This window comes from Arthrobacter sp. NPDC057013, from assembly GCF_042674585.1.
Taxonomy (GTDB): Bacteria; Actinomycetota; Actinomycetes; order Actinomycetales; family Micrococcaceae; genus Arthrobacter.
The window spans coordinates 277275-301865 of the sequence record NZ_JBHUSE010000002.1 but is presented as its reverse complement, the minus strand read 5'-3'; the positions used below and the strand labels follow the sequence as shown (position 1 = coordinate 301865).

Sequence of the window (24591 nt, the reverse complement as noted above, 5' to 3'; positions counted from 1 at the left end):
CCAGGCGGCAGTCAGGGAAGAACGACGGCGATCGGCGCACCCGGTTCTGCCACCCGCTCAAGCTCGCGCACGACGTCGTCCGCCTGGTCTGCCGTCAGCCCCTCCAGTGACTGGACCGCCCAAACCGCCGGGAACGTGTTCGCTGCGAAGGGCAGGCGAGTGGGCGCAGCCACGGACACGCTCAGGCGGCGGGCCATGGCGTACCGGACGTTGCCGTCAGACGGATCCACGCCCGTGTAGTGGATGCCAGCCTGGACGAACCGCAGGCCGTCGTCACCAGGGCCGCAGCACACGTCCAGCACGGCATGCCTGCCCTGGGCCTTGAGCAGGGCGATGAAAGGTTCCAGCGAGGTTTCGGTCAGCAGCGTCATCGTGTTAACCAGTGTTGGTTAAAACCCGCCGCGTGTGAACCGGTTCCCGGGAACCCAAGCCCCCGCGGGCGCATTACCCGCGGCGGCGATGGTCGGCCACCGTAAGCCAGCTAAACAGCGGTCAGTTAAAGACGACCGTCCGGTTGCCGTCCAGCAGCACCCGGTGTTCGGCGTGCCACTGCACGGCCTGGGCGAGGGTGCGGCCCTCCACGTCCCGGCCCATCTGCACGAACTGCTCCGGCGTGCGCGCGTGGTCGACGCGGATGACTTCCTGCTCGATGATCGGGCCCTCATCCAGCGCGGCGGTGACGTAGTGGGCCGTGGCGCCGATTAGCTTCACGCCGCGGGCATGGGCCTGGTGGTAGGGCTTGGCGCCCTTGAAGGACGGCAGGAAGGAGTGGTGGATGTTGATGGCCTTGCCGGTGAGCTCCGTGCACAGGTCGTCGGAGATGATCTGCATGTAGCGGGCCAGCACGGTCAGTTCGACGCCTTCCTCGGCGATGATCTTGCGCAGCTGGTCCTCTGCCTGTTCCTTGGTGTCGGGGGCCACCGGGATGTAGTGGAACGGAATGCCGTAGAACTCGGCCAGGCCTGCCAGGTCCCGGTGGTTGGAGACGATGGCGGGGATCTCGATGGGCAGGGTGCCCGAGCGCTGCAGGAACAGGAGGTCGTTCAGGCAGTGGGCGGATTTGCTGGCCATCAGCAGGGTGCGCACCTTGCGGCCGACGGGGTTCAGGTTCCACTGCATGCCGAAGGCTTCAGCCACCGGCTCCAGGGCCGCAACCACTTCGCTCTGGGATGCGATGGTGGTGGCTTCCACGCGCATGAAGAAGGTGCCGGTGGACTCGCTGCCGTACTGCTGTGAGTCCGTAATATTGCAGCCCGCCACGAGCAGGGCGCCGGCAACGGCGTGCACGATTCCGGGGCGGTCGGGGCAGGACAGGGTTACTACGTACGCTTTGGCGAGCTGGTCTTCATTCACGAAGAACAGCCTACCCGCGCGTCGGTCCCGGTTTTGATAGTGTGGTGGCGTCGCAACTGGCGTTTGGGTGGCTAACCACCAGGGAGCGGCACTCACGAAGACCACGGATCGTACGCCTGGGCCGAGGGTCATGTTTTGCCGGTAGCGCTGCGCTTCTCGAAGAGCAGCCACCCAGTGCGCTGCGGCGCCCTTAGAGACCTGTGCCCGGAAGGGTTTCCGGATGATGGTCATCGACGGGCGGAGCAACGTTCCAGCCGGTAGCCTGACCTTTAGCAGTGCCCATCCCTAGCCAGGAGTTCTTCGTGACAACTTCACCGACTTCCGTTAGCACCTCCTCCGTCAGCAACCAGCCGCTGGCTGAACTCGATCCCGAGATCGCCGCAGTACTGGACCAGGAACTCGGCCGCCAGCGCGGCACCCTGGAAATGATCGCGTCCGAAAACTTTGCGCCCCGCGCGGTCATGGAAGCCCAGGGCTCCGTTCTCACCAACAAGTACGCCGAGGGCTACCCGGGCCGCCGCTACTACGGCGGCTGCGAGTACGTGGACGTCGCCGAGCAGCTGGCGATCGACCGGGTCAAGGACCTCTTCGACGCCGAATACGCCAACGTCCAGCCGCACTCGGGCGCACAGGCCAACGCGGCCGCGCTGCATGCCATGATTACCCCGGGCGACAAGATCCTGGGCCTCTCCCTGGCCCACGGCGGCCACCTCACGCACGGCATGAAGCTGAACTTCTCCGGCAAGCTCTATGAAGTTGCCGCCTACCAGGTCGAGGAAGACAACTTCCGCATCGACATGGACAAGCTGCGCGAGCAGGCCATCGCCGAAAAGCCGCAGGTCATCATCGCCGGCTGGTCCGCGTACCCGCGCCACCTCGACTTCGCTGCGTTCCGCTCCATCGCCGATGAGGTTGGCGCGCTGCTCTGGACCGACATGGCGCACTTCGCCGGCCTGGTCGCCGCCGGACTGCACCCGAGCCCGGTGCCGCACTCCGACGTCGTCACTTCCACCGTGCACAAGACGCTGTCCGGCCCCCGCTCCGGCGTCATCCTGGCCAAGCAGGAGTGGGCCAAGAAGCTCAACTCCGCCGTCTTCCCGGGCCAGCAGGGCGGCCCGCTCATGCACGTCATCGCCGCCAAGGCGGTGGCCTTCAAGATCGCCGGCACCGCCGAATTCAAGGAGCGCCAGGAGCGCGTCCTGGAAGGCGCGAAGATCATCGCCGACCGCCTCAACCAGTCCGATGTTGCCGAGGCCGGCGTCTCCGTCCTCACCGGCGGCACCGACGTCCACCTGGTGCTGGTGGACCTGCGCAACTCGCAGCTGGACGGCCAGCAGGCCGAGGACCTCCTGCACTCCGTGGGCATCACCGTCAACCGCAACGCCGTCCCGTTCGACCCGCGCCCGCCGATGGTCACCTCCGGCCTGCGCCTTGGCACCCCGGCCCTGGCCACCCGCGGCTTCGGCGCCGCCGAATTCACCGAGGTGGCCGAGATCATCGCCACCGCGCTGAAGTCCGGCTCCGCCACCGACGTCGAGGCGCTGCAGGCCCGCGTGGACAAGCTCGCAGCCGACTTCCCGCTGTACCCGCAGCACGAGCAGTGGTGATCCGTGACTGAAACCGCAAAAACCGCGCAGATCCTTGACGGCAAGGCTACCGCCGCTGCCATCAAGGCCGAGCTGACCGAACGCGTGGCCGCACTCAAGGCCAGGGGCGTCACTCCGGGACTGGGCACCATTCTGGTGGGGTCCGACCCCGGCAGCACCTGGTACGTGGGCGGCAAGCACAAGGACTGCGCCGAGGTGGGCATCAACTCCATCCGCCGCGACCTGCCCGAGGAAACCACGCAGGACGAGCTCCTGGCCGTGGTCCGCGAGCTGAACCAGAACCCGGACTGCACCGGCTACATCGTCCAGCTGCCCCTGCCCAAGCACATCGACCAGGACGTCATCCTGGAGGCCATGGATCCGGACAAGGACGCCGACGGCCTGCACCCGATGAACCTGGGCCGGCTCGTGGCCAACATCAGCGGCCCCATGAAGTCCCCACTACCCTGCACCCCCAAGGGCTGCGTGGAACTGCTCAGCCGCCATGGCATTGACCTGAAGGGCAAGCGCGTCCTGGTGGTCGGCCGCGGTGTCACCATCGGCCGGCCCGTAGGCCTGCTGCTGACTCGCAAGGACGTCAACGCCACGGTCGTGCTGGCGCACACCGGCACCGCCGACCTGCCCGCTGAACTCCGGCAGGCCGACGTCGTGATCGCCGCGGCCGGCGTGCCCCACCTGGTCAAGGCGGAGGACCTGAAGCCGGGCGCGATTGTGCTCGACGTCGGCGTGAGCCGTGTTGACGACGGCACCGGCAAGGCGGTGGTCACCGGAGACGTGCACCCCGACGCCGCCGACGTCGCCGCCTGGCTGTCCCCGAACCCGGGCGGCGTGGGTCCGATGACCCGCGCCATGCTCCTGGCCAACGTGGTGGAAACCGCGGAACGCCAAGCGGGCATCGCGTAACCAGCGGACCGTGTAGGGCGCTTACTCCCCCGGGAGTAGGCGCCCTACCCCGTTAAGCCGACGACGCGTGCGGCCTTCCCGGCTAGGCTCGGACCTATGCAGCGCCGATTCCGGGGACCGCCCACAGCAGCCATCGTGGTTGCCGTGGCCATCTTCGAGGTGGTGGGCACCGTCTTCGCCTCCGCCCGGCAACCGGACCACCGGCCGCTGGATGCTCTAGCATTCGTTCTCTTGCTGGCAGGACCGGCCGCCCTGTCGCTGCGGCGCCGCGCCCCGCTGGTGATGCTTCCGGCCGCCGCGGCGTCCGTGGGGGCGTACCTGGCCCTTGGCTATGCGTGGGGTCCGGTGTTCCTGGCGCTGGCGCTGGCCTTCGTGCTCTCCGCCGCGGCCGGGAAGCGCTGGCAGACCTGGGCAGTGGCCAGCGCATGTGCGGCCGTCCTGGTGGCCGGTGCGGCAGCCGGCGGCGGCGAGTTCGCCCTGGTCCGGGCTTTCGCCGGCACCTCGTGGCTGGCCATTCTCGTGCTGATGGGGGAGGGCATCCGGCTGCGCACCGAACGCGTTGCAGAACGGCACCGCCAGCGCGAGGCGCGGGAACAGGCTGCCCGCGATGAGTACCGGCTGGCACTGGCCCGGGACATCCACGACGTCGTTGCGCATTCCCTGTCGCTCATCAACGTCCGCGCCTCCGTGGCGCTGCACCTCGGGGACAAGGACCCTGACCAGTTCCGGCCCGCGCTGGAGGCCATCAAGGCGGCGAGCAAGGATTCGCTGGCTGAGATCCGCCAGCTCCTTGGGGTGCTCCGCGAGGAAGCCCCGCTGAGCCCCGCGCCCCCGCCGCGGCTGGACAGGATTCCGGGGCTCGCCGACGATGCCCGCCGCGCGGGGCTCGAGGTCAGTTTGAGCCAGCCGGACGCGGCTGCTGTGCAGCAGCTTGCGGACGCCGTCCAGGAAGCGGCCTACCGGATCGTCCAGGAGGCCCTGACCAACGTGGTGCGGCATTCCGGCGCCCGGAAGGCCGCCGTCGTCCTTGCCCTCGAGGGCACGACGGCGGCGGGGAAACCCGGAAAGCAGCTCACCGTGACCGTTGACGACGACGGCGCCGGGGCTGCCGGAGTGCCGGAAGGCAACGGCGTGACGGGGATGCGGGAGAGGGCGGCCGCCGTGGGCGGTTCGCTGCACCTTACTCCGCTGCGTCCGGGCTGGCGGGTGCGGGCAGTGATACCGGTGGCCGGCCGGCCGGCCGGACCTTTCCCCGGAACAGAAGGGGAGGGAGCATGATCCGGATCCTGCTGGCCGACGACCAGACCCTCATCCGCGCCGGCTTCCGTGCCCTCCTGAGCGCCGAACCGGACATGGAGGTGGTGGCCGAGTGCGGAACCGGCCGCGACGCTGTCCGCCTCGCGGCCCGGGAGCATCCCGACGTCGTGCTGATGGACATCCGGATGCCCGGGACGGACGGTCTGGAGGCCACTCGGAAAATCATGGCGGACCAGGGCCTCGCCGGCACACGCATCATCATCCTCACCACCTTCGAACTGGATGAATACATCGCCGAGGCGGTGCGCGCCGGGGCGGCAGGGTTCCTGGTGAAGGACACCGAGCCGGAGGAGTTGCTCCGCGCCGTCCGGGTGGTCCACGACGGCGACGCCCTGCTCTCGCCGTCGGTCACCAGGCGCATCATGGCCCAGCTCGCCCTGCAGTCCCGGGCGATGGCGGCTCCGGTGTCGCTGGAGAACATCACCGAGCGTGAGCGTGAAGTCCTGCGGCTCGTGGGCGAGGGCCTGAACAACGCGGAGATCGCCCAGCGGCTCGTCATCACGCCACTCACGGCCAAGACGCACGTCTCACGCATCATGACCAAGCTGCTGGTCCGCGACCGCGCCCAGCTGGTGGTGCTGGCCTACGAATCGGGCCTCGTCCGGCCGGGCTGGGCCGGCTAGGGCTGCAGATCCGGCCGAGGCGGCAGAGCCGCTCTTTCGCAGACGCTCTATCACCTCCTGCACGTTTCCCGACCACCCTCTCTCACTACCTGCAGCCCAACCACCGGCGCTCTATCACCTCCTGCACGTTTCCCGACAACGCTCCCTCACTTCCTGTGGGCTTCCTGAGGACGATCTCTCGCCAGGAACGCCCGGAAGGAGGCTTCAAAGGCGGGTACGGAGTGAGAGGGGGTCCGTTTGAAACCGGTAGGGAGTGAGAGGGGGTCCGTTTGAATCCGGTAGGGAGTGAGAGGGGGTCCGTTTGAATCCGGTAGGGAGTGAGAGGGGGTCCGTTTGAATCCGGTAGGGAGTGAGAGGTGGTCCGTTTGAAACCGGTAGGGAGTGAGAGGTGGTCCGTTTGAATCCGGTAGGGAGTGAGAGGGGGTCCGTTTGAAACCGGTAGGGAGTGAGAGAGGGTCCGTTTGAAACCGGTAGGGAGTGAGAGAGGGTCCGTTGGCCGAGGCAGCAGGGGCGGGACTCCCGGCGGAGTACGAGGGGCACCCAAGGTGACTCCCGGCGTCGGACGACCCGCCGCCGTCGGACGGCCAGACTCGAATCAGAGCCGAAAGACGGCCCTGACCGAGATTTTGGGAGCATGACATGACTTCTTCCCTAGCCACCGCGTTCGCGGTCCAGTCCGCGCAGCTGCTGGCCGACCCCGTCACCCACGGCCCGTGGGCCGGCGGATTCTCGCCATGGTTCCTGTTCTTCCCGCTGTTCTGGATCCTGGTGATTGGACTGTTCATCTTTTTCGCCCGGCGGACCTGGCGGCGGAACCACGAGTGGGCCACTGCCCGCGGCGGCGAAAGCGTCCTGCGTGAGCGCTACGCACGCGGCGAAATCGACGAGACCGAATACCGGCAGCGGCTGGAGGTCCTGCGGGGGGACTCCAGGGGAAACCGCCGGTAACGCCAACAGCTACCGCGAACCGCAACGCGAGGCCAGATACCGCCCAATAATGCGCCAACATTGGGCGGAAGCGACCCCGCGTTGCTGTTCGGGTTTTTTGAGATTTAGCTATTCCTTTGGCCAACGCCGCGTACTAGCGTAATGGGGTGCCCGAACTCCATTCCGCCGAAGGAACGTCCAAGAAACCTGTGCCCCAAGAAGACGCACGGCCCGCCGCGCCGCGGTACGTGATCACCGCCGAGAACCTGACCAAGACCTACGGCGACGTCACCGCCGTCGACGGCATTTCCTTCAGCGTTCCGGCGGGGGAGTCCTTCGGGCTGCTTGGCCCCAACGGCGCGGGGAAGTCCACCACCATGAAAATGATCGGCGGTGTGTCCCAGCGGACCTCCGGAACCCTGACCATCATGGGCCTGGACCCCGAGCGGAACGGCCCCGAGGTGCGCGCACACCTGGGCGTGGTGCCGCAGCAGGACAACCTGGACGAGGAACTCAAGGTCCGCGACAACCTGCTGGTCTACGGCCGCTACTTCGGATTGCCCATGAGCTACCTCAGGCCCAAGGCGGACGAGTTGCTCGAATTCGCGCAGCTGACCGACAAGGCCAAGTCCAAGGTGGACGCCCTGTCCGGCGGCATGAAGCGCCGCCTCACCATCGCGCGCTCGCTTATCAATGAGCCCCGCATCCTGCTGCTCGACGAGCCCACCACGGGCCTGGACCCGCAGGCGCGCCACATCCTCTGGGACCGGCTGTTCCGGCTGAAGGAGCAGGGCGTCACGCTGATCCTCACCACCCACTACATGGACGAGGCCGAGCAGCTGTGCGACCGGCTCATCGTGGTGGACAAGGGCCGGATCATGGCAGAGGGCTCGCCGGCGTCGCTCATCCGGGACTACTCCACCCGCGAGGTCCTGGAGCTGCGGTTCGGGTCGGAGCGCAATGCCAGCATCGGTGCGGAGCTCGAGGGCATCGGCGAACGGCTGGAAACGCTCCCGGACCGGGTCCTGATTTACACGCACGACGGCGAGGCGGCGCTGGAGGAAGTCTCCGCGCGCGGGCTGCGGCCGCTGACGTCCCTTGTGCGCAGGTCCTCGCTGGAGGACGTGTTCCTCCGGCTCACGGGCAGGAGCCTCGTTGACTGAGCCGTCGCCTGCCGTGCCCGCCAGCGGACGCGCCACCGGGGCTGCTCCCGGGCGCGCCGCCGTCGGGAATTCGCCGGAAGGCCCGACGGCGGGACGCACCCTGCGTGCCCACCCTCCGGAGGTGTCGGCCGCCAAGGCGCGGCGCTGGGGCGCCTTCTACTACGCCGAGCAGGTCCTGCGGGTCATGAAGGGCTACGGCTGGTCCATTTTCCTGTACAGCGTGGGCCAGCCGGCGGCGTACCTGTTCGCGATGGGGGTCGGCCTGGCCACGCTGGTGGACACCAACAGCGCCACCGCGTTCGGCGGGGTCAGCTACATTGCCTTCATCGCCCCGGCGCTGCTGGTCTCCGCCGCGGTCATGACGGCAGCCAACGAATTCACGTTCCCGGTGATGGACGGCTTCAAATGGCGCCGCGTCTACTATGGGCCGCACGCATCCCCGCTGACCCCGGAACAGATCGCGGCAGGGCAGATCATCGCGGTGACCCTGCGGTTCCTGCTGCAGTCGGTCATCTACTTCGTCATCGTGGCCATGTTCGGCGCATCGCCCAGCGGCTGGGGCTGGGGCTCCGTGCTGGTGGCAACCCTGGCCGGGCTCTCCTTCGGCCTGCCGCTCATGGCCTACGCGGCGTCCATCAAGGAGGACAAGGGCCAGTTCGCCATGGTGATGCGGTTCATCGTCATGCCCCTGTTCCTGTTCTCCGGCACGTTCTTCCCGCTGGACACGCTGCCGGTGCTGGTCCGCTGGGTCGGCTGGATCTCGCCCATCTGGCACGGCACGGAGCTTGGCAGGGTGATGACCTTCGGCTACGAGGAATCCCCGGTGCTGACCATCATCCACGTCGTGTTCCTGCTGGCCCTGGCCTGGTTCGGCTGGGTCCTCACCAAGCGCCAATTCGCCAGGAGGATGGGGCAGTGACAGTCCTGACCCAGGGCCACACAGTCACGGAGGAAGCCCGGAACCGGCGCTTCGGCCCGCTGTACTCACGCAACGCCCGTGCGGTGATCGGGCGCGGGCTGATGGCCACCAAGAGCAGCAACTGGCTGGTCATGCTGTCCGGGTTCTTCGAGCCGGTGCTGTTCCTGATTTCCATGGGCGTCGGGATGGGTGCCGTGGTGGGCTCCGTTGCCGGGCCGGGCGGCCAGGAGATCAGTTACGCGGCGTACATCGCACCGGCTCTGCTGGCGGTCTCGGCCATGAACGGGGCGGTGTACGACTCCACCTGGAACGTCTTCTTCAAAATGAACTTCGCCAGGCTCTACCAGGGGATGCTGTACACCTCGCTCGGGCCGCTGGACGTGGCCATCGGAGAGATCTTCCTGGCTCTGCTGCGCGGACTGCTCTACGCCACCGGGTTCACGGCGGTCATGGGCGTGATGGGCCTGATCACCACCCCGTGGGCGCTGCTGATGATCCCGGCCTCGGTGCTGATCGCGTTCGGATTCGCCAGCTTCGGCATGGGCATCACCAGCTTCATGAAGACCTTCCAGCAGATGGACTGGGTGAACTTCATCATGCTGCCGATGTTCCTCTTCAGCGCCACGTTCTATCCGCTGAGCGTCTACCCCGAGTACATGCAGTGGCTGATCCAGGCCATGCCGCTGTGGCACGGCGTGGAGCTGTTGCGGCAGATCAGCGCCGCGTCCTTCACTCCGGCCACGGCCATCCACGTGGGCTACTACCTGGTGATGATCGTGCTCGGCCTCATGCTCACCACAGGCAGGCTGCGGAGCCTGTTCCTGAAGTAAGCGCTGCTGTTCGCCGCCGGTGGAAGCGTCCTGGGGCGCTCCGGGGATTTGAGAGAATAGCTTCATGCAATCTCTGGGCAGCTCCAAGTCGTCATCCACGCCGGGCCGGGGTGGATTCTCTCTGTTCCGCATCAGCGGCCCGGGCCTGCTGGTCCTGGTCACCGCGTTCCTGGTGGCTGTGATCTTCGCCGCCAACCAGAACGACGTCGTCGGCTGGGTTGTTGCCGTCATCGCGCTGTTCTGGCTGGCGCTGGCCTCCTTCGTGGTCTTCAGCATCCAGCGGGCGGCCAAGAAGGCCGGCGCCAAGATCAACGAGGCGCACAACGCGTTCAACGCCGCCACCGGCCGTGCGCCCTCCACCGTTTCCGCCGACCATGGCGGAACCCGGCTGGTCCGCGAACGCGGCGAGGCGGAGGAGCTCCGCGACATGAAGCTGGATCACTCGTTCAAGATCGTGCAGGTACAGGTGCGCGTGGTGGAGCAGGAGCGGGCCAAGGGTGCAGCCGCGGACCAGGACACCATCCGCCGTGCCCTCGAGACCATTGAGATCACCGCCACCAACGCCCGTGACATGATCAAGTCGTCCGGCGGCTCCGGCGAGCCCGTGACCGGAACCATCATCGACTAGAGTGGAACGGGTGAGCTCGGCATTGAAGAAGGACCACCTTCGCATCGCAACAGTCAACGTCAACGGCCTCCGCGCTGCCTACAAAAAAGGCATGTCGGAGTGGCTCGCGACCCGCGAAGTGGACATCCTGACCCTGCAGGAAGTGCGTGCACCTGACGCGATCGTCCGCCAGCTCATCGGTGAAGGCTGGCACATCCTGCACGCCGAGGCAGAGGCCAAGGGCCGCGCCGGCGTCGCCATCGCCTCCCGCGAGGAGCCCCTGGTCACCCGCGACCACATCGGCGACGACTACTTCGCCACGGCCGGCCGCTGGGTGGAGGCGGACTTTCGGGTCCGCGACGCCGAAGGCAACGCGTCCCAGCTGACCGTCGTGAGCGCTTACGTGCACTCCGGTGAGGCGGGCACCCCCAAGCAGGAGGACAAGTACCGCTTCCTGGACCTCATGAGCACGCGCCTGCCCGAGCTCACCAAGCACAGTGACCACGCCCTGGTCACCGGTGACCTGAATGTCGGCCACACGGAGCTGGACATCAAAAACTGGAAGGGCAACGTCAAGCGTGCCGGCTTCCTGCCGGAGGAGCGTGCCTACTTTGACCGCTTCTTTGGCGAGGAAATCGGCTGGAAGGATGTTCACAGGGGCCTGGCGGGCAACGTCAACGGCCCCTACACCTGGTGGTCGCAGCGCGGCCAGGCGTTCGACAACGACACCGGCTGGCGCATCGACTACCACCTGGCCACCCCCGACCTCGCGGCCGCCGCAGTGCAGGCCGTCGTGGACCGGGCGCCGTCGTGGGACACCCGCTTCTCTGACCATGCCCCGCTGGTAGTCGACTACCGGCTCTAGTTCCAAAGGCTCCGACGAATGACTTCCACTTCCACCGTGTCCGACACCGCAGCTGCGCAGCCTGAGGCAGCCAACGGAACCCAGCCGGCTGCCGGGATCCGGCACCGCATCCTGTCCGGGATGCAGCCGTCCGCCGACTCGCTGCACCTTGGCAACTACCTCGGCGCCCTCGTGAACTGGGTGCGCATGCAGGATGAGTACGACGCCATCTTCTTCATCCCGGACCTGCACGCGATCACCGTTCCCCAGGACCCCGCCGAGCTGGCCCGCCGGACACGCGTCACCGCTGCCCAGTACATCGCCGGCGGCGTGGACGTGGACAAGTGCACGCTGTTCGTCCAGTCCCAGGTGCCCGAACACGCCCAGCTGGCCTGGGTCCTGAACTGCATCACTGGCTTCGGCGAGGCCTCCCGCATGACCCAGTTCAAGGACAAGTCGCTCCGGCAGGGCTCGGACGCTGCCAGCGTCGGCCTGTTCACGTACCCGATCCTGCAGGCCGCAGACATCCTGCTCTACCAGCCGCACGGCGTACCGGTGGGCGAGGACCAGCGCCAGCACGTTGAGCTCAGCCGCGACCTCGCCGCCCGGTTCAACACCCGGTTCGGCAAGACGTTCACTGTTCCCGAGCCCTTCATCCAGAAGGAATCGGCGAAGATCTACGATCTGCAGCTTCCCACGGCCAAGATGTCCAAGTCCGCGGAGTCGCCCAACGGGCTGATCAACCTGCTCGACGACCCCAAGGTCATCGCCAAACGGATCAAGTCCGCCGTGACCGACGCCGAGACGGAGATCCGGTTCGACCGGGAGACAAAGCCCGGCGTGTCGAACCTCCTCACCATCTACTCGGCCATCACGGGGCAGACGGTCGACCAGCTGGTCAAAGCCTACGAGGGCAAGATGTACGGTCATCTCAAGGTGGACCTCGCCGAAGTGGTGACCGAGCGGCTGACGCCGATCCGCGACCGCGCCAACGAACTGCTGGCAGACCCCGCGGAGCTGGACCGGCTGCTGGCCCACGGCGCCGACAAGGCCCGCGCGATCGCCTCCGCCACCCTCCAGGATGTCTATGCCAAGACTGGCTTCCTGCCGTATGCCGGAGCCCGCTAGCGAGATGCCGGCCCCCAAACCCGCCAACAGCGGAGCCAGCAACGGAATGAGCCTCGGGGTCATTCTCGGCTTCCCGCCTGAAATCGCCGAGGAACTGCAGCGGTGGCGGGCATCTTTCGGGGACCCCATGGCCACCGTCATTCCGGCGCACATCACCCTCGTCACCACCACACCCACGCAGGACTGGGAAGCGGCCCGCGACCACGTGCGGCAGGTCGCCCGGACGCAGGCCCCGTTCATGGTGACCATCTCCGGAACGGGGTCCTTCCGGCCCGTCTCCCCGGTGGTCTTCATCAACGTGGAGGACGGCTTCCAGGAGTGCGTCGACCTGCACGAAAAGCTCCAGACCGGACCGCTCGCACGTGAGCTGCCCTTTGCCTACCACCCGCATGTGACCATTGCCCACGACGTCGCCCCCGAAAGCCTTGATGAGGCCGAAACGGTGCTGAAAGACTACAGGGCGACCTTCCCGGTGGTTAGCATGGGACTTTACGAGCACGACACCGGCGGTATTTGGCAGCTACGGGAAGAGCTTGACTTTGGTACCGAACCAGACGATGAACGGGACGCCCTCCGAGCACCAAACGCCAACGGAGCCACCGCTCCCCACTGAGCGGGCACAACTCAAGCTTGAGGTCATCCGCAAGCAGGTGGAGTTGGGCAAGGTCCGCCGGTCCGGGAAGGGGGCGTTTCCCCAGTTCATGGCCCTGGTCCAGTGGCTGCAGGCCAGGCTGAACGCCTTCCGCCCGATGCGGGCCTGGCAGCATTACACGCGGCAACACGGCCCCCTGATGAGCGCGGGCACCGGCTTCAACATGTTCTTCTCCATCACCGGCCTGCTGACCACCGGGTTCTCCATCGCGGGGCTGGCGCTCCGCGGCCAGCCCGCACTCCTGGACCGGATCGTTGCCAGCGTGGCGGAAAGCGCCCCGGGCCTGCTGAAGGTCGACGGCGGCGACGGGCTGGTGGATCCGAAGGACCTCCTGAACCCCGACGGTCTCGGCTGGACGGCAGTGATTGCCGCCGTGGTCACCGTCATCACGTCCCTGGGCTGGATCGCCGGCCTCCGGGAGGGACTCCGCGGTGTGATGATGCTGGGGCCGCTCAAGCTCAACCCCGTGGTCATGAAACTGCACGACGCCGGAACACTGCTGCTGCTCGGCGTCGCCCTGGTCATCAGCTCGGGTGCGTCCCTGGTGTTCGGCACCGCCGCTGGCTGGGCGATGGAGCAGCTCCGTCTGGACGCGGCCGTGGGAGGGCCGGTGGCGGCGCTGATCAAGATCGCCGTGCCGCTGGTCCTGAACTGGATCACGGCGCTCATCATGTTCCGTCTGGCCGGCGGCCTCAAACTTTCCAGGCAGGCGCTGCTGGAAGGAACCATCCTCGCCGGCGTGGGCACTACCGTCCTGCAGGTCTTCAGCACCGAACTGCTGGCCGGCGCCGGGCGCAACCCCATCCTGGCGCCCTTCGCCATCATCATCGGGCTGCTGATCTGGTTCAACCTGGTCAGCCAGGTCTACCTCGTTTCGGCGGCCTGGTCGGCCATCCGCGAGGAGGACCTGAGGACCGCTCCGGCGGCCAAAACCACCGGCTGGGGGTCACGGCAGGTGCAGCCCGGAAAGACTCCGGTGGAGCGGAACCACCCGGCCGAGCGTCCGCGCCCCCCGGGCGTCAGTGTCCGGCATCGAGGTACTGGTCGGCCCACGCCGCGATAATCTTCGCGGCCCGCGCAGCCTGCCCCTTGCCTGTCAGCAGGTGGTCGCTGCCCTCCAGCGAGACGAAGCTCCGCGGATGGCGGGCGGTCTGGAAGATCGTGCTGGCATTCTCGATGCCCACAGTGTTGTCCGTGGGGGAGTGCAGCACCATCAGGGGCTTGTGCAGCCGCCGGATGCAGTCCGTGAGGTCCGCGTTCTCCAGGTCCTCCACGAAGTGCCGGCGGATTTCCACGCGCTTGCCGCCGAGGTCCACTTCGGCGCTGCCCTCGCTCAGGATCCTGTCCAGGGCGGCATCGAAAACATGGGCGACGTGCTTGGGGGAGAAGGGTGCCCCAACGGTCGCAACGGCGTCGACTTCAGCGATTTCGGACGCAGCCGCGAGCACGGCGGCGCCGCCGAAGGAATGCCCCACCAGCAGCGAAATAGCCCGGCCCCCGGCCCTCATGTACTCCGCGGCCCGGACCGTGTCCGCCACCTTGTGGCTGAAGGACCCCGCCGACCACTGGCCCGCGGAGCCGCCGAGGCCCACGTTGTCGAAGCGGAGCATGCCGATCCCGTTGTCCGCCAGCGCCTTGCACATCCGCGACGCCGCGGGGCTGTCCTTGCCCAGGGTGAAGCCATGCGAAAAGACGCCCCAGCCCTTCACCGGGCCTTCCGGCACATCAAGGATCCCGGACAGCAGTTCGCCGGTGGTGCCTTCGAACGAGACTTTTTCGGAGCGGTGCATCTTTTCCTACCTCGGTGGTCGAATACGACGACGGCGCCGCTCACCGTACGTTTCCCGTACGTGGTGAGCGACGCCGTCGTCCGTTACTAAGCGGTGTCAGATCTTGCGGGCCAGGATGGCCTGCTTGACCTCTGCGATGGCCTGCGTGACCTGGATGCCGCGGGGGCATGCCTCCGAGCAGTTGAAGGTGGTGCGGCAGCGCCACACGCCTTCCTTGTCGTTGAGGATCTCCAGGCGCATATCGCCGGCGTCATCACGGGAGTCGAAGATGAACCGGTGGGCGTTCACGATCGCTGCCGGGCCGAAATACTGGCCGTCGGTCCAGAACACGGGGCAGGACGACGTGCACGCGGCGCACAGGATGCACTTGGTGGTGTCGTCGAAGCGCTCACGGTCCTCGGCGGACTGCAGGCGTTCCTTGGTGGGCTCGTGGCCCTTGTTGATGAGGAACGGCATGACCTCGCGGAAGGACTGGAAGAACGGCTCCATGTCCACGATCAGGTCCTTCTCCACCGGCAGGCCCTTGATGGGCTCGACCGTGATGGGCTTGGACGTGTCCAGGTCCTTCAGCAGGGTCTTGCAGGCCAGGCGGTTGCGGCCGTTGATGCGCATGGCATCTGAGCCGCAGACGCCATGGGCACAGGAACGGCGGAACGAGACGCTGCCGTCAATGTCCCACTTGATCTTGTGCAGGGCGTCCAGCACGCGGTCCGTGCCGTACATGGTCAGCTTGAAGTCGTCCCAGCGGGCTTCGGCGGAAACCTCGGGGTCGTAGCGGCGGACGCGCAGCGTGATGTCGAACGTCGGGATTTCCCCGCCGCCGCCAACACCGGCGGGAAGTTCGATCTTGGAGGCTGGTTCAGCAAGTTCAGCGGACATATTAGTACTTCCTCACCATCGGCTCGTAGCGCGTAAAGACAACCGGCTTGGTGGCAAGCCGGACACCGGCGATTGCCTCCTCCGCGGAACCGTCGGCCGGTGCGTGGTCTTCTTTGTACGCCATGGAGTGCTTCATGAATTTTTCGTCGTCACGGTCCGGGAAGTCCTCGCGGAAGTGGCCGCCGCGGGATTCCTCGCGGTGCAGGGCAGCAACCGTCATGACCCGGGCCAGTTCCAGCAGGAATCCGAGCTCAACGGCCTCCAGCAGGTCAAGGTTGAAGCGCTTGCCCTTGTCCTGGACGTTGATGCGCGTGTACCGCTCCTCGAAGGACTCGATGTCCTTCAGAACCTGGTTCAGCGTGTCTGCCGTGCGGAACACCTGCATGTTGGCGTCCATGGTGTCCTGCAGTTCCTTGCGGATAGCGGAGACCTTCTCGGTGCCGTTCGCGTTGCGGGCCACATCCAGCAGCTGGATGGTGAACGCTTCCGGGTTGTCCGGCAGCTCCACGAAGTCAGCCGTCTTGGCGTACTCGGCGGCGGCGATGCCGGCGCGCTTGCCGAACACGTTGATGTCCAGCAGGGAGTTGGTGCCCAGGCGGTTGGAGCCGTGCACGGAAACGCAGGCCACCTCGCCGGCGGCGTAGAGGCCCGGAACCACCGTGTCGTTGTCCTGCAGGACCTCGGTGGTGATGTTCGTCGGGATGCCGCCCATGGCGTAGTGCGCCGTCGGGAAGACGGGGACCGGCTCCGTGTAGGGCTCAACGCCGAGGTAGGTGCGGGCGAATTCGGTGATGTCCGGCAGCTTGGCGTCGATGTGGGCCGGCTCGAGGTGCGTGAGGTCAAGGAGCACGTAGTCCTTGTTCGGTCCGCAGCCGCGGCCTTCGCGGACCTCGTTGGCCATGGAGCGGGCCACGATGTCACGCGGGGCAAGGTCCTTGATGGTGGGGGCGTAGCGCTCCATGAAGCGTTCACCCTCGGAGTTACGCAGGATGGCGCCTTCACCGCGTGCGGCTTCGGACAGCAGGATGCCGAGGCCGGCGAGGCCGGTCGGGTGGAACTGGAAGAACTCCATGTCCTCCAGGGGGATGCCGCGGCGGAACGCGATGCCCATGCCGTCACCGGTCAGGGTGTGGGCGTTGGAGGTGGTCTTGAAGACCTTGCCGGCGCCGCCGGAGGCGAACACCACGGACTTGGCCTGGAAGACGTGCAGCTCGCCGGAGGCGAGGTCGTAGGACACGACGCCGGCGACGCGCTTCTGCTTGAACGGCGTGCCGTCCTCGCGCACGGCGTCTTCCTCGACGGTCAGGAGGTCCAGGACGTAGTACTCGTTGTAGAACTCAACGTTGTGCTTGACGCAGTTTTGGTACAGGGTCTGGAGGATCATGTGGCCCGTGCGGTCGGCGGCGTAGCAGGCACGGCGCACCGGAGCCTTGCCGTGGTCACGGGTGTGGCCGCCGAAGCGGCGCTGGTCGATGCGGCCCTCGGGCGTGCGGTTGAACGGCAGGCCCATCTTCTCGAGGTCCAGCACCGCGTCGATGGCCTCTTTGGCCATGACCTCAGCGGCGTCCTGGTCAACCAGGTAGTCGCCGCCCTTGATGGTGTCGAAGGTGTGCCATTCCCAGTTGTCTTCCTCGACATTGGCCAGGGCTGCACACATGCCGCCCTGCGCCGCACCCGTGTGGGAGCGGGTGGGGTACAGCTTGGTCAGTACTGCTGTTCGCGCACGCTGACCGGACTCGATCGCGGCGCGCATCCCGGCGCCACCGGCACCGACGATGACTACGTCGTACTTATGGACCTGCATACCAGACGCTCTTTCTCTCAAAATTCGCAATAAAACAGCGGGCGGTCAAAGCCGTCTCCGCACAAAATTGCGGCCCGCCAATGGATGGCGGGCCGCCACGGGATGCTACGCGGGGCAGAAGCCGCCGGGCAGCTGGACGCCGTCCACCACAGGGCACGGGTTGAAGGTGAAGATCACCAGGGTGCCGAGGATGATGATGACGGCGGAGGCTGCGTAGAGGACCATCTTGAGCCAGAAGCGGGTGGAGTCCTTCTCGGCGTAGTCGTTGATGATGGTGCGCACACCGTTGGTGCCGTGCAGCATGGCCAGCCACAGCATGGCCAGGTCCCAGAACTGCCAGAATGGATCTGCCCACTTGCCGGCAACGAAGCCGAAGTCGATGGCGTGGATGCCCTCGCCCACCAGGAGGTTCACGATGAGGTGGCCGAAGATCAGCACAACGAGGACCACGCCGGAGAGGCGCATGAACAGCCAGGCCAGCATTTCGAAGTTGCCGCGCGAACTGCCGTTGCGGCGGTACTTCGCGGCGATCTTGCCGGACTCGGGCTTGCCGGCGATCTGTCCACTGCGCGGGGGCTGGATCTCAGTTGCAGACATGGCTTAGTGACCTCCGAGCGCGAGGGACAGGTGGCGGATGGCGAAGGCAACCATGGTGACGACCCACAGGCCCAGCACCACCCAGAGCATCTGGCGCTGGTACTTGGCGCCCTTCTTCCAGAAGTCGACGGCGATGATCCGCAGGCCGTTGAAGGCGTGGAACACGATCGCTGCGACGAGGCCCGTTTCACCCAGGGCCATCAGCGGGTTCTTGTAGGCACCGATTACGGCGGTGTAGGCCTCAGGCGACACCCTCACCAGCGAGGTGTCAAGCACATGGACCAACAAGAAGAAAAAGATCACTACACCCGTAATGCGGTGTCCAACCCAGGACCACATGCCTTCACGGCCGCGGTACAAGGTGCCAGCTGGTTTCGTCGGCACTGAATAAACCTCCCTGAACACAGCGGCGCTGGCGCGGGATCCACGCCGGGGGAAACGCCTGCTGCGAGAGCACTCGTAGCTCAGGCCTAAATCTAGGCTTCGCTCACAGCTTATTCAATTCAGGTGTTCCTTGCCCGCCAGCTACTGTACGGATTTTCGGTTATTTTGAGACGAAGACCACATCCGTTGCCACTGTATCGGCATGCCGGCCGCCGGCGGAAGGCCGTCCTGAGGTGCGTCGGCTAAAGTAGGGCCTGATGAGTAACGACAAAGTGACAAGCCAGGATTCACCTCTCAGCCGTTTTATCGCTGTGATTCCTGCAGGCGGTGTGGGGACCCGCCTCTGGCCTCTGTCACGTGCAGCAGCTCCCAAGTTCCTTCACGACCTGACCGGTTCTGGCAGCACGCTTCTGCGTGCCACCTACGACCGCCTCGAACCGCTGGCCGGAAACCGCGTCCTCGTGGTCACCGGCGTGGCGCACCGCAACGCCGTGTGCAGCCAGCTTCCCGAGGTTGAGGACGGCGACCTTGTGCTCGAGAGCGAGCCCAAGGACTCCGGCGCCGCCATCGGCCTGGCCGCAGCCATCCTGCACCAGCGCGATCCCGACGTCATTATGGGTTCCTTCGCCGCGGACCATGTGATCAGCCCCGACGGGCTCTTCCAGGACACTGTCCGCGAGGCCATCCACACAGCCGCGGCCGGCAAGATCGTGACCATCGGCATCAAGCCGACGCACCCCTCCACGGGGTTTGGCTACATCCGCTCCGGAGGCTCGCTGCGCATTCCAGGAGCCCCCAACGCCCAGGCTGTGGTGGAGTTCGTGGAGAAGCCGGACGAGGACGTTGCCCAGCAGTACGTGGACAGCGGCGACTATGTCTGGAACGCCGGCATGTTCGTGGCGCCCGTCTCCCTCATGCTCAAGCACCTGGAGGCGAACCAGCCTGAGCTGTTCAACGGCCTGCAGGAAATCGCCCAGGCGTGGGACACCCCGCAGCGCGATGAAGTCACCGCCCGGGTCTGGCCCACCCTGCCCAAGATTGCCATTGATTACGCAGTCGCCGAGCCCGCAGCGGCAGCCGGGGACGTCGCCGTCGTACCTGGCTCGTTCCGCTGGGACGACGTCGGTGACTTCGCCTCCGTGGGGCGGCTGAACAGTGCCAAGGAAGTGGACGAGGTGACCGTCCTCGGCGAGGGCGCCCGCGTTTTCACCGAAAACGCCAGCGGCGTGGTGGTCTCGGACACCAAGCGCGTGATCGCGCTGATCGGGATCAAGGACGTCGTCATCGTGGACACCCCGGATGCGCTGCTGGTCACCACCAAGCAGCACTCGCAGCGGGTGAAGCAGGCCGTCGACGCACTGAAGGCGAGCGGCGACACCGACGTCCTCTAGCGGACACCCCTCTTCCAGCGCTGCGCAAACCGGAGACGGCGAACACGTAACGCGGAGAAGGCGATGCCGCTAATTTTTCCGGCCTCGCTAGAGTTGAGGTGTGCGCAATTACACTACTGAAGCTGAGCCCACTGCCCTGGTGGGGCCGTGGCTCGAGCCCCTGCTGCCGGAACTGATCGATTTTCGCCGTGACCTGCATGCGCACCCCGAATTGTCCTTCAGGGAATTTCGGACGACGGACAAGCTGGCCGAGCGGCTCGAGGCTGCCGGCCTCAAGCCCCGCCGGCTCGAGGGCACCGGCCTGACTGTCGACGTCGGCGAGGGGCCGATCGCGACGGCGCTCCGCGGTGACATCGATGCCCTGCCGATCATCGAGGAAACGGGACTCCCGTTCGCCTCGAAGAACCACGGCGTCACCCACGCCTGCGGCCACGACGTGCACACCACCACCATGCTGGGCATCGCCCTGGTGCTGCACCGGATGCACCAGGAGTCCCCGCTGGGCGGGACAGTGCGCATCATCTTCCAGCCCGCCGAGGAAACCATGCCCGGCGGGGCCCACTCCTGCATCGAGCAAGGCGTCCTGGAGGGCGTGCCCCGGATCCTGGCGCTGCACTGCGACCCGCGCATCGAAGTGGGCAAGATCGGCACGCGCATCGGCGCCATCACCTCGGCGTCGGACACCATCCGGATTGAACTCTCCGGCCGCGGCGGGCACACCTCGCGCCCGCACCTGACCGAGGATCTTGTTTTCGCGCTGGCGCAGATTGCCGTGAACGTGCCGGCCGTCCTGTCCCGCCGGGTGGATGTCCGCAGCGGTGTCTCGGTGGTGTGGGGGCACATCTCCGCCGGGTCGGCGCCCAACGCGATCCCCGGCACCGGATACATGGCCGGAACCATGCGCTGCCTGGACCGTGACGCGTGGCACAGCGCCGGCGAACTGCTGGATGAAGTGGTGCACCAGGTAGCCGCTCCCTACGGCGTGGACGTGCGGCTGGAGCACACCCGCGGCGTACCTCCCGTGGTTAACTCGGAGCACGAGACGGCACTGATCGAGGCTGCTGCCCGAGCCGAAATCGGCGAAAGTTCGGTGGTGCTGACGCCGCAGTCCATGGGCGGGGAAGACTTCGCCTGGTTCCTGGCCGAGCTGCCGGGGGCCATGATGCGCCTCGGCACCAAGACCCCCGGCGGGGAAGAGTACGACCTGCACCGCGGCGACTACATCCTGGACGAGCGGGCCCTCGGCTACGGCATCCAGGTCCTCACCGCCGCAGCCCTCCGCACCATCCGGGACCTCTAGGCAACAGCGCGAACCGGCAGCTAATGCCCTCAAATTCCAGGTCTGAGGGCATTACCTGCCAGTTCGCGCTTTCTTTTAGGGCGGTAAGTTGTGCACAATTGAATTGCGCGTTACCGTTGTGCTCATGCCCGATGCTCCCCGTCTTGACCGCCAGGTGTGCTTTGCCCTCTACTCCGCGTCGCGGGCTGCCACCGCCGTCTACCGCCCGCTCCTGGACGACCTCGGCCTCACGTACCCGCAGTACCTCGTCATGCTGGTGCTCTGGGAAAACGAGCCGCGCGGCGTCCGGGAACTTGGGGAGGAGCTTGGGCTGGACTCCGGCACCCTCTCGCCCCTCCTGAAGCGGCTCGAGGCGCTGGGGCTCGTCGAGCGGCGGCGCTCCGCCGAGGACGAGCGCCGGGTTGCCGTGCACCTGACCGATGCCGGCAGCGCCCTCAGCCGCAAGGCCTCCGGCGTGCCGCAGCACCTCGCTGCCGCCGCGGGCCTGAGTCCCGGCGAGCTTGACCAGCTTCGCGAGACCCTCGGCAAGCTCACGGCTGCCCTGCACGATTCGCTCTGAGCAGCGCCCCCCGAACAACCAGACCCAAGCCCGCAGACCTCCCAACCGGAAGGAAATCCATTGAAGACCCTCTACACCGCCGAGGCCCTCGCGTCCGGTGAAGGCCGCGACGGTTCCGCGCGGACCAAGGACGGCAAGCTCGACGTCAACCTCGCCAGCCCGGTGGAGCTGGGCGGCAACGGCGAGGGCACCAACCCGGAACAGCTGTTCGCCGCCGGCTATGCGGCGTGCTTCCACTCAGCCCTCCGCGTGGTGGGCCGGCAGGCCAAGGCCGATCTCACGGACTCCGCCGTCGCAGCCAAGATCCACTTCGGCGCCCTCGAGGACCGCGCCGGCTACGGCCTGGCCGCCGAGCTGGAAATCGCCCTTCCCGCACTGGACCGCAGCACTGCCGAGGCGCTTATGGCCAAGGCGCACACCATATGCCCGTACTCCAACGTGACGCGCGGCAACATGGACGTCGCCCTCACGCTCGTGGAGTTCGCAGCGTGAGCGCCGGGGCAGCAGCCACGTTGCCGGCGACCACCCGGGAGATCCAGCTGGCCTCCCGGCCGCAAGGGCGGCCGGTCCCGGAAAATTTCCGGCTCGCTGAGACGCCCGTCCCGGCCCTCAACGAGGGCCAGGTCCTGGTCCGGAACATGTTCATTTCGGTGGACCCCTACATGCGCGGCCGCATGAATGACGCCAAGTCCTATTCAGCGCCGTTTGCGCTGGACAAAGCGCTCGACGGCGGTGCGGTGGGTGAGGTGATCGCGTCCCGGTCCGATGAACGCAAGGTGGGGGACGTCGTCGTACATCAGCTCGGCTGGCGGGAGCATGCGGTGGTGGACGCGGAGCGGACCACCCCCGCAGACACCAGCCTGGCCCCGGTGTCGGCGTTCCTGGGTGCCTTGGGCATGACCGGACTCACCGCGTACGCCGGCCTGCTGAAGGTCGCGGAGTTCAAGCCCGGGGACGCGGTGTTCGTCTCCGGTGCCGCCGGTGCGGTGGGCTCGCTCGTGGGGCAGATTGCCAAAGCGATGGGGGCCTCAAGGGTGATTGGCAGCGCGGGTACGCCGGAGAAAGTTGCCCGGCTGCTGGACTTGGGCTTTGACGCGGCGTTCAACTACCGTGACGCGCCGGTCGTGGACCAGCTGAAGGCTGCGGCGGGCAGCAACGGCATCGACGTGTACTTCGACAACGTCGGCGGGGACCACCTCGAAGCGGCGCTGTCCGTGCTGAACGTTGGCGGCCGCGTGGCCATGTGCGGCGCCATCGCCCAGTACAACTCGACCGAGCCGCCGGCAGCGCCGCGCAACCTGGCCGTGGCGATCGGCAAGCAGCTCACCCTGCGCGGGTTCCTGGTGGGCGGCCAGCGGCAGCATGCCGCCGAGTTCGCCGGGCGGATGGCCGGCTGGCTGGCCGACGGCACCGTCCGGTACGACGAGACGGTGGTCGACGGCCTGGAGAACGCTCCGCAGGCCTTCATGGACATGCTCGACGGCGGCAACACCGGAAAGATGCTCGTCCGTCTTTAGTGCGTACCGGCAACTCCTGAGCGCGAACTGGCAGCTAATGCCCCGAAATTGCACATTTGAGGGGATTAGCTGCCAGTTCGCGCTGTGCATGGAGGGGCGAGGCTACCCGTAGGTAACAGGTTCTCAACAATCTTCGTTTTCGACGCCGTTGTGTTATTCCGAAGTGGCGCAGGACACTACAGTGGCCTCATAAGCGCGCTTCGGCGCAGTGCTGCGAACCCATCAGTGAAAACAGAATTTCGGTGTGGAGCATTTGAAACAGACACTCATTGAATCTCCTTCGTGGCGCCCTTCTCTTTCATCTGGAGGAAATTTGAAGAACTCAATGCTTGCCAACATCAAGCGCGGTTCGCTTAAGCGTGGTTCGCTGGCCGGCGTGGCTGCCGTCGGGGCAGCTACCCTGGTTCTGACAGGCTGCGGCCCGGCGCCGGAATCCGGCAGCCCCACCGCCACGGCCAGCGACTACACGGGCTGCATCGTGTCCGACTCCGGCGGCTTTGATGACCAGTCATTCAACCAGTCCTCATATGAGGGCCTGAAGAAGACCGAAAAGGACCTTGGCATCAAGGTCAACCAGGTGGAGTCCAAGACCAACAACGACTTCGAGCCGAACCTGCGGGCCATGGTTTCCGCCGGCTGCAACCTGACCATCACCGTCGGATTCCTCCTCGGCGATGCCACGAAGGCCCAGGCCACCGCGAACCCGGACAAGCATTTCGCCATCATTGACTTCGGCTATGACAAGCCGATCGCGAACGTCAAGCCGATCATCTACGACACGGCGCAGGCCGCGTTCATGGCCGGTTACCTCGCCGCCGGCACCACGAAGACCGGCACCGTGGCCACCTTCGGCGGCATCAAGATCCCCACCGTCACCATCTTCATGGACGGCTTTGCCGACGGCGTGAAGTACTACAACGAGAAGAAGGGCAAGAACGTCAAGCTCCTCGGCTGGGACAAGGCCAAGCAGGACGGCAGCTTCACCGGCGACTTCGAGAAGCAGGACAAGGGCAAGCAGCTCACGCAGAACTTCCTCGACCAGGGCGCGGACATCGTGATGCCCGTGGCCGGTCCCGTCGGCAAGGGCGCCGGGGCTGCGCTGAAGGACGCCAAGGCCGCTGGCAAGGACGTCAAGCTCATCTGGGTTGACTCGGACGGATTCCTCACGGCGCCGGACTACAAGAACATCATGCTCTCCTCCGTCATGAAACAGATGGGTGCCGCAGTTGAAACCGTGGTCACGGACGACAAGGACGGCAAATTCACCAGCGACCCCTACGTTGGCACCCTCGCCAACGACGGCGTCCAACTGGCGCCGTTCCATGACTTCGATTCCGCTGTCCCGGCAGAGCTGAAGTCCGAGCTGGACCAGATCAAGAAGGACATTGTCGACGGCAAGCTGAAGGTCGAGTCCGCGGCGAGCCCCAAGGCGTAAGCCGCTCCGCAAGGCGCCACCACCCGGTTGGTCACTGACTGCACGGGAGGTGGCGCTTTTCG

At 66.4% G+C, this 24591-nt stretch carries 26 protein-coding genes; 19 read left to right on the top strand and 7 right to left on the bottom strand.

What is annotated here, in order from left to right; translation table 11 throughout:
• Positions 1 to 11 precede the first annotated feature (11 nt).
• On the bottom strand, positions 12 to 371 hold the full coding sequence (locus ACFTSA_RS05340) for a class I SAM-dependent methyltransferase (protein WP_377950165.1): 360 nt from the start codon (positions 369 to 371) through the stop codon (positions 12 to 14).
• A 121-nt stretch (positions 372 to 492) separates the two neighbouring features.
• The gene (gene purU, locus ACFTSA_RS05335) at positions 493 to 1353 is read right to left on the bottom strand and encodes a formyltetrahydrofolate deformylase (RefSeq protein ID WP_377950163.1); all 861 of its coding nucleotides are present in this window, start codon (positions 1351 to 1353) and stop codon (positions 493 to 495) included.
• A gap of 302 nt (positions 1354 to 1655) precedes the next feature.
• On the opposite strand from purU, the gene glyA reads away from it, so the two are divergent.
• The 13 genes from glyA to ACFTSA_RS05270 all read left to right on the top strand — a co-directional run bounded on the left by glyA (position 1656) and on the right by ACFTSA_RS05270 (position 13936).
• The gene (gene glyA, locus ACFTSA_RS05330) at positions 1656 to 2960 is read left to right on the top strand and encodes a serine hydroxymethyltransferase (protein ID WP_377950162.1); all 1305 of its coding nucleotides are present in this window, start codon (positions 1656 to 1658) and stop codon (positions 2958 to 2960) included.
• A gap of 3 nt (positions 2961 to 2963) precedes the next feature.
• Positions 2964 to 3863, top strand: coding sequence for a bifunctional methylenetetrahydrofolate dehydrogenase/methenyltetrahydrofolate cyclohydrolase (locus tag ACFTSA_RS05325; RefSeq protein WP_377950160.1), 900 nt, complete (start codon positions 2964 to 2966; stop codon positions 3861 to 3863).
• Positions 3864 to 3959: 96 nt separating this feature from the next.
• A complete protein-coding gene (locus ACFTSA_RS05320) occupies positions 3960 to 5141 on the top strand; it encodes a sensor histidine kinase (RefSeq protein WP_377950158.1) in 1182 nt (393 codons plus the stop codon).
• Entirely contained in the window at positions 5138 to 5803 is a 666-nt protein-coding gene (locus tag ACFTSA_RS05315) for a response regulator (RefSeq protein WP_377950157.1), read from the top strand. The genes ACFTSA_RS05320 and ACFTSA_RS05315 overlap by 4 nt, the downstream gene beginning before the upstream one ends.
• Positions 5804 to 6442: 639 nt before the next feature.
• A complete protein-coding gene (locus ACFTSA_RS05310) occupies positions 6443 to 6751 on the top strand; it encodes an SHOCT domain-containing protein (RefSeq protein WP_377950155.1) in 309 nt (102 codons plus the stop codon).
• A gap of 188 nt (positions 6752 to 6939) precedes the next feature.
• Complete coding sequence (locus ACFTSA_RS05305; protein WP_377950237.1) at positions 6940 to 7893, top strand: ABC transporter ATP-binding protein; 954 nt, start codon at positions 6940 to 6942, stop codon at positions 7891 to 7893.
• 100 nt (positions 7894 to 7993) lie between these two features.
• Positions 7994 to 8812 (top strand): ABC transporter permease, encoded by an 819-nt coding sequence (locus ACFTSA_RS05300; protein WP_377950235.1) that lies wholly within the window; start codon positions 7994 to 7996, stop codon positions 8810 to 8812.
• Positions 8809 to 9642, top strand: coding sequence for an ABC transporter permease (locus tag ACFTSA_RS05295; RefSeq protein ID WP_377950154.1), 834 nt, complete (start codon positions 8809 to 8811; stop codon positions 9640 to 9642). Before ACFTSA_RS05300 ends, ACFTSA_RS05295 begins: the two co-directional genes overlap by 4 nt.
• 64 nt (positions 9643 to 9706) lie before the next feature.
• Entirely contained in the window at positions 9707 to 10270 is a 564-nt protein-coding gene (locus ACFTSA_RS05290) for a hypothetical protein (RefSeq protein ID WP_377950152.1), read from the top strand.
• 10 nt (positions 10271 to 10280) lie between these two features.
• The gene (locus ACFTSA_RS05285) at positions 10281 to 11114 is read left to right on the top strand and encodes an exodeoxyribonuclease III (protein WP_377950151.1); all 834 of its coding nucleotides are present in this window, start codon (positions 10281 to 10283) and stop codon (positions 11112 to 11114) included.
• An 18-nt stretch (positions 11115 to 11132) separates the two neighbouring features.
• Positions 11133 to 12221, top strand: coding sequence for a tryptophan--tRNA ligase (gene trpS, locus ACFTSA_RS05280; protein WP_377950150.1), 1089 nt, complete (start codon positions 11133 to 11135; stop codon positions 12219 to 12221).
• Positions 12222 to 12225: 4 nt separating this feature from the next.
• Complete coding sequence (locus ACFTSA_RS05275; RefSeq protein ID WP_377950233.1) at positions 12226 to 12834, top strand: 2'-5' RNA ligase family protein; 609 nt, start codon at positions 12226 to 12228, stop codon at positions 12832 to 12834.
• An 88-nt stretch (positions 12835 to 12922) separates the two neighbouring features.
• The gene (locus ACFTSA_RS05270; RefSeq protein ID WP_377950231.1) at positions 12923 to 13936 is read left to right on the top strand and encodes a YihY/virulence factor BrkB family protein; all 1014 of its coding nucleotides are present in this window, start codon (positions 12923 to 12925) and stop codon (positions 13934 to 13936) included.
• Here the strand turns inward: ACFTSA_RS05270 and ACFTSA_RS05265 are convergent.
• From ACFTSA_RS05265 to sdhC, 5 genes are all read right to left on the bottom strand, one after another.
• Complete coding sequence (locus ACFTSA_RS05265; RefSeq protein ID WP_377950148.1) at positions 13893 to 14663, bottom strand: alpha/beta hydrolase family protein; 771 nt, start codon at positions 14661 to 14663, stop codon at positions 13893 to 13895. The genes ACFTSA_RS05270 and ACFTSA_RS05265 overlap by 44 nt on opposite strands.
• Positions 14664 to 14759: 96 nt before the next feature.
• Positions 14760 to 15542 (bottom strand): succinate dehydrogenase iron-sulfur subunit, encoded by a 783-nt coding sequence (locus ACFTSA_RS05260; protein WP_354261993.1) that lies wholly within the window; start codon positions 15540 to 15542, stop codon positions 14760 to 14762.
• 1 nt (position 15543) lies between these two features.
• Positions 15544 to 17346 (bottom strand): succinate dehydrogenase flavoprotein subunit, encoded by a 1803-nt coding sequence (sdhA, locus tag ACFTSA_RS05255; protein ID WP_377950147.1) that lies wholly within the window; start codon positions 17344 to 17346, stop codon positions 15544 to 15546.
• Positions 17347 to 17451: 105 nt separating this feature from the next.
• A complete protein-coding gene (locus tag ACFTSA_RS05250) occupies positions 17452 to 17943 on the bottom strand; it encodes a succinate dehydrogenase hydrophobic membrane anchor subunit (RefSeq protein WP_377950146.1) in 492 nt (163 codons plus the stop codon).
• Positions 17944 to 17946: 3 nt separating this feature from the next.
• On the bottom strand, positions 17947 to 18327 hold the full coding sequence (gene sdhC / locus ACFTSA_RS05245; protein WP_076798412.1) for a succinate dehydrogenase, cytochrome b556 subunit: 381 nt from the start codon (positions 18325 to 18327) through the stop codon (positions 17947 to 17949).
• Positions 18328 to 18584: 257 nt separating this feature from the next.
• Between sdhC and ACFTSA_RS05240 the strand changes: the two genes are divergently transcribed.
• The 6 genes from ACFTSA_RS05240 (at position 18585) to ACFTSA_RS05215 (ending at position 24529) form a co-directional block, all read left to right on the top strand.
• A complete protein-coding gene (locus tag ACFTSA_RS05240) occupies positions 18585 to 19718 on the top strand; it encodes a mannose-1-phosphate guanylyltransferase (protein ID WP_377950145.1) in 1134 nt (377 codons plus the stop codon).
• A gap of 100 nt (positions 19719 to 19818) precedes the next feature.
• Complete coding sequence (locus ACFTSA_RS05235; protein ID WP_377950143.1) at positions 19819 to 21018, top strand: amidohydrolase; 1200 nt, start codon at positions 19819 to 19821, stop codon at positions 21016 to 21018.
• Positions 21019 to 21142: 124 nt separating this feature from the next.
• A complete protein-coding gene (locus ACFTSA_RS05230) occupies positions 21143 to 21577 on the top strand; it encodes a MarR family winged helix-turn-helix transcriptional regulator (RefSeq protein WP_377950141.1) in 435 nt (144 codons plus the stop codon).
• 60 nt (positions 21578 to 21637) lie between these two features.
• On the top strand, positions 21638 to 22069 hold the full coding sequence (locus tag ACFTSA_RS05225) for an organic hydroperoxide resistance protein (protein WP_377950140.1): 432 nt from the start codon (positions 21638 to 21640) through the stop codon (positions 22067 to 22069).
• Positions 22066 to 23094, top strand: a complete 1029-nt coding sequence (locus ACFTSA_RS05220; RefSeq protein WP_377950139.1) for an NADP-dependent oxidoreductase — start codon at positions 22066 to 22068, stop codon at positions 23092 to 23094. The genes ACFTSA_RS05225 and ACFTSA_RS05220 overlap by 4 nt, the downstream gene beginning before the upstream one ends.
• Positions 23095 to 23419: 325 nt before the next feature.
• Positions 23420 to 24529 (top strand): BMP family protein, encoded by a 1110-nt coding sequence (locus tag ACFTSA_RS05215; RefSeq protein WP_377950230.1) that lies wholly within the window; start codon positions 23420 to 23422, stop codon positions 24527 to 24529.
• Positions 24530 to 24591 lie beyond the last annotated feature (62 nt).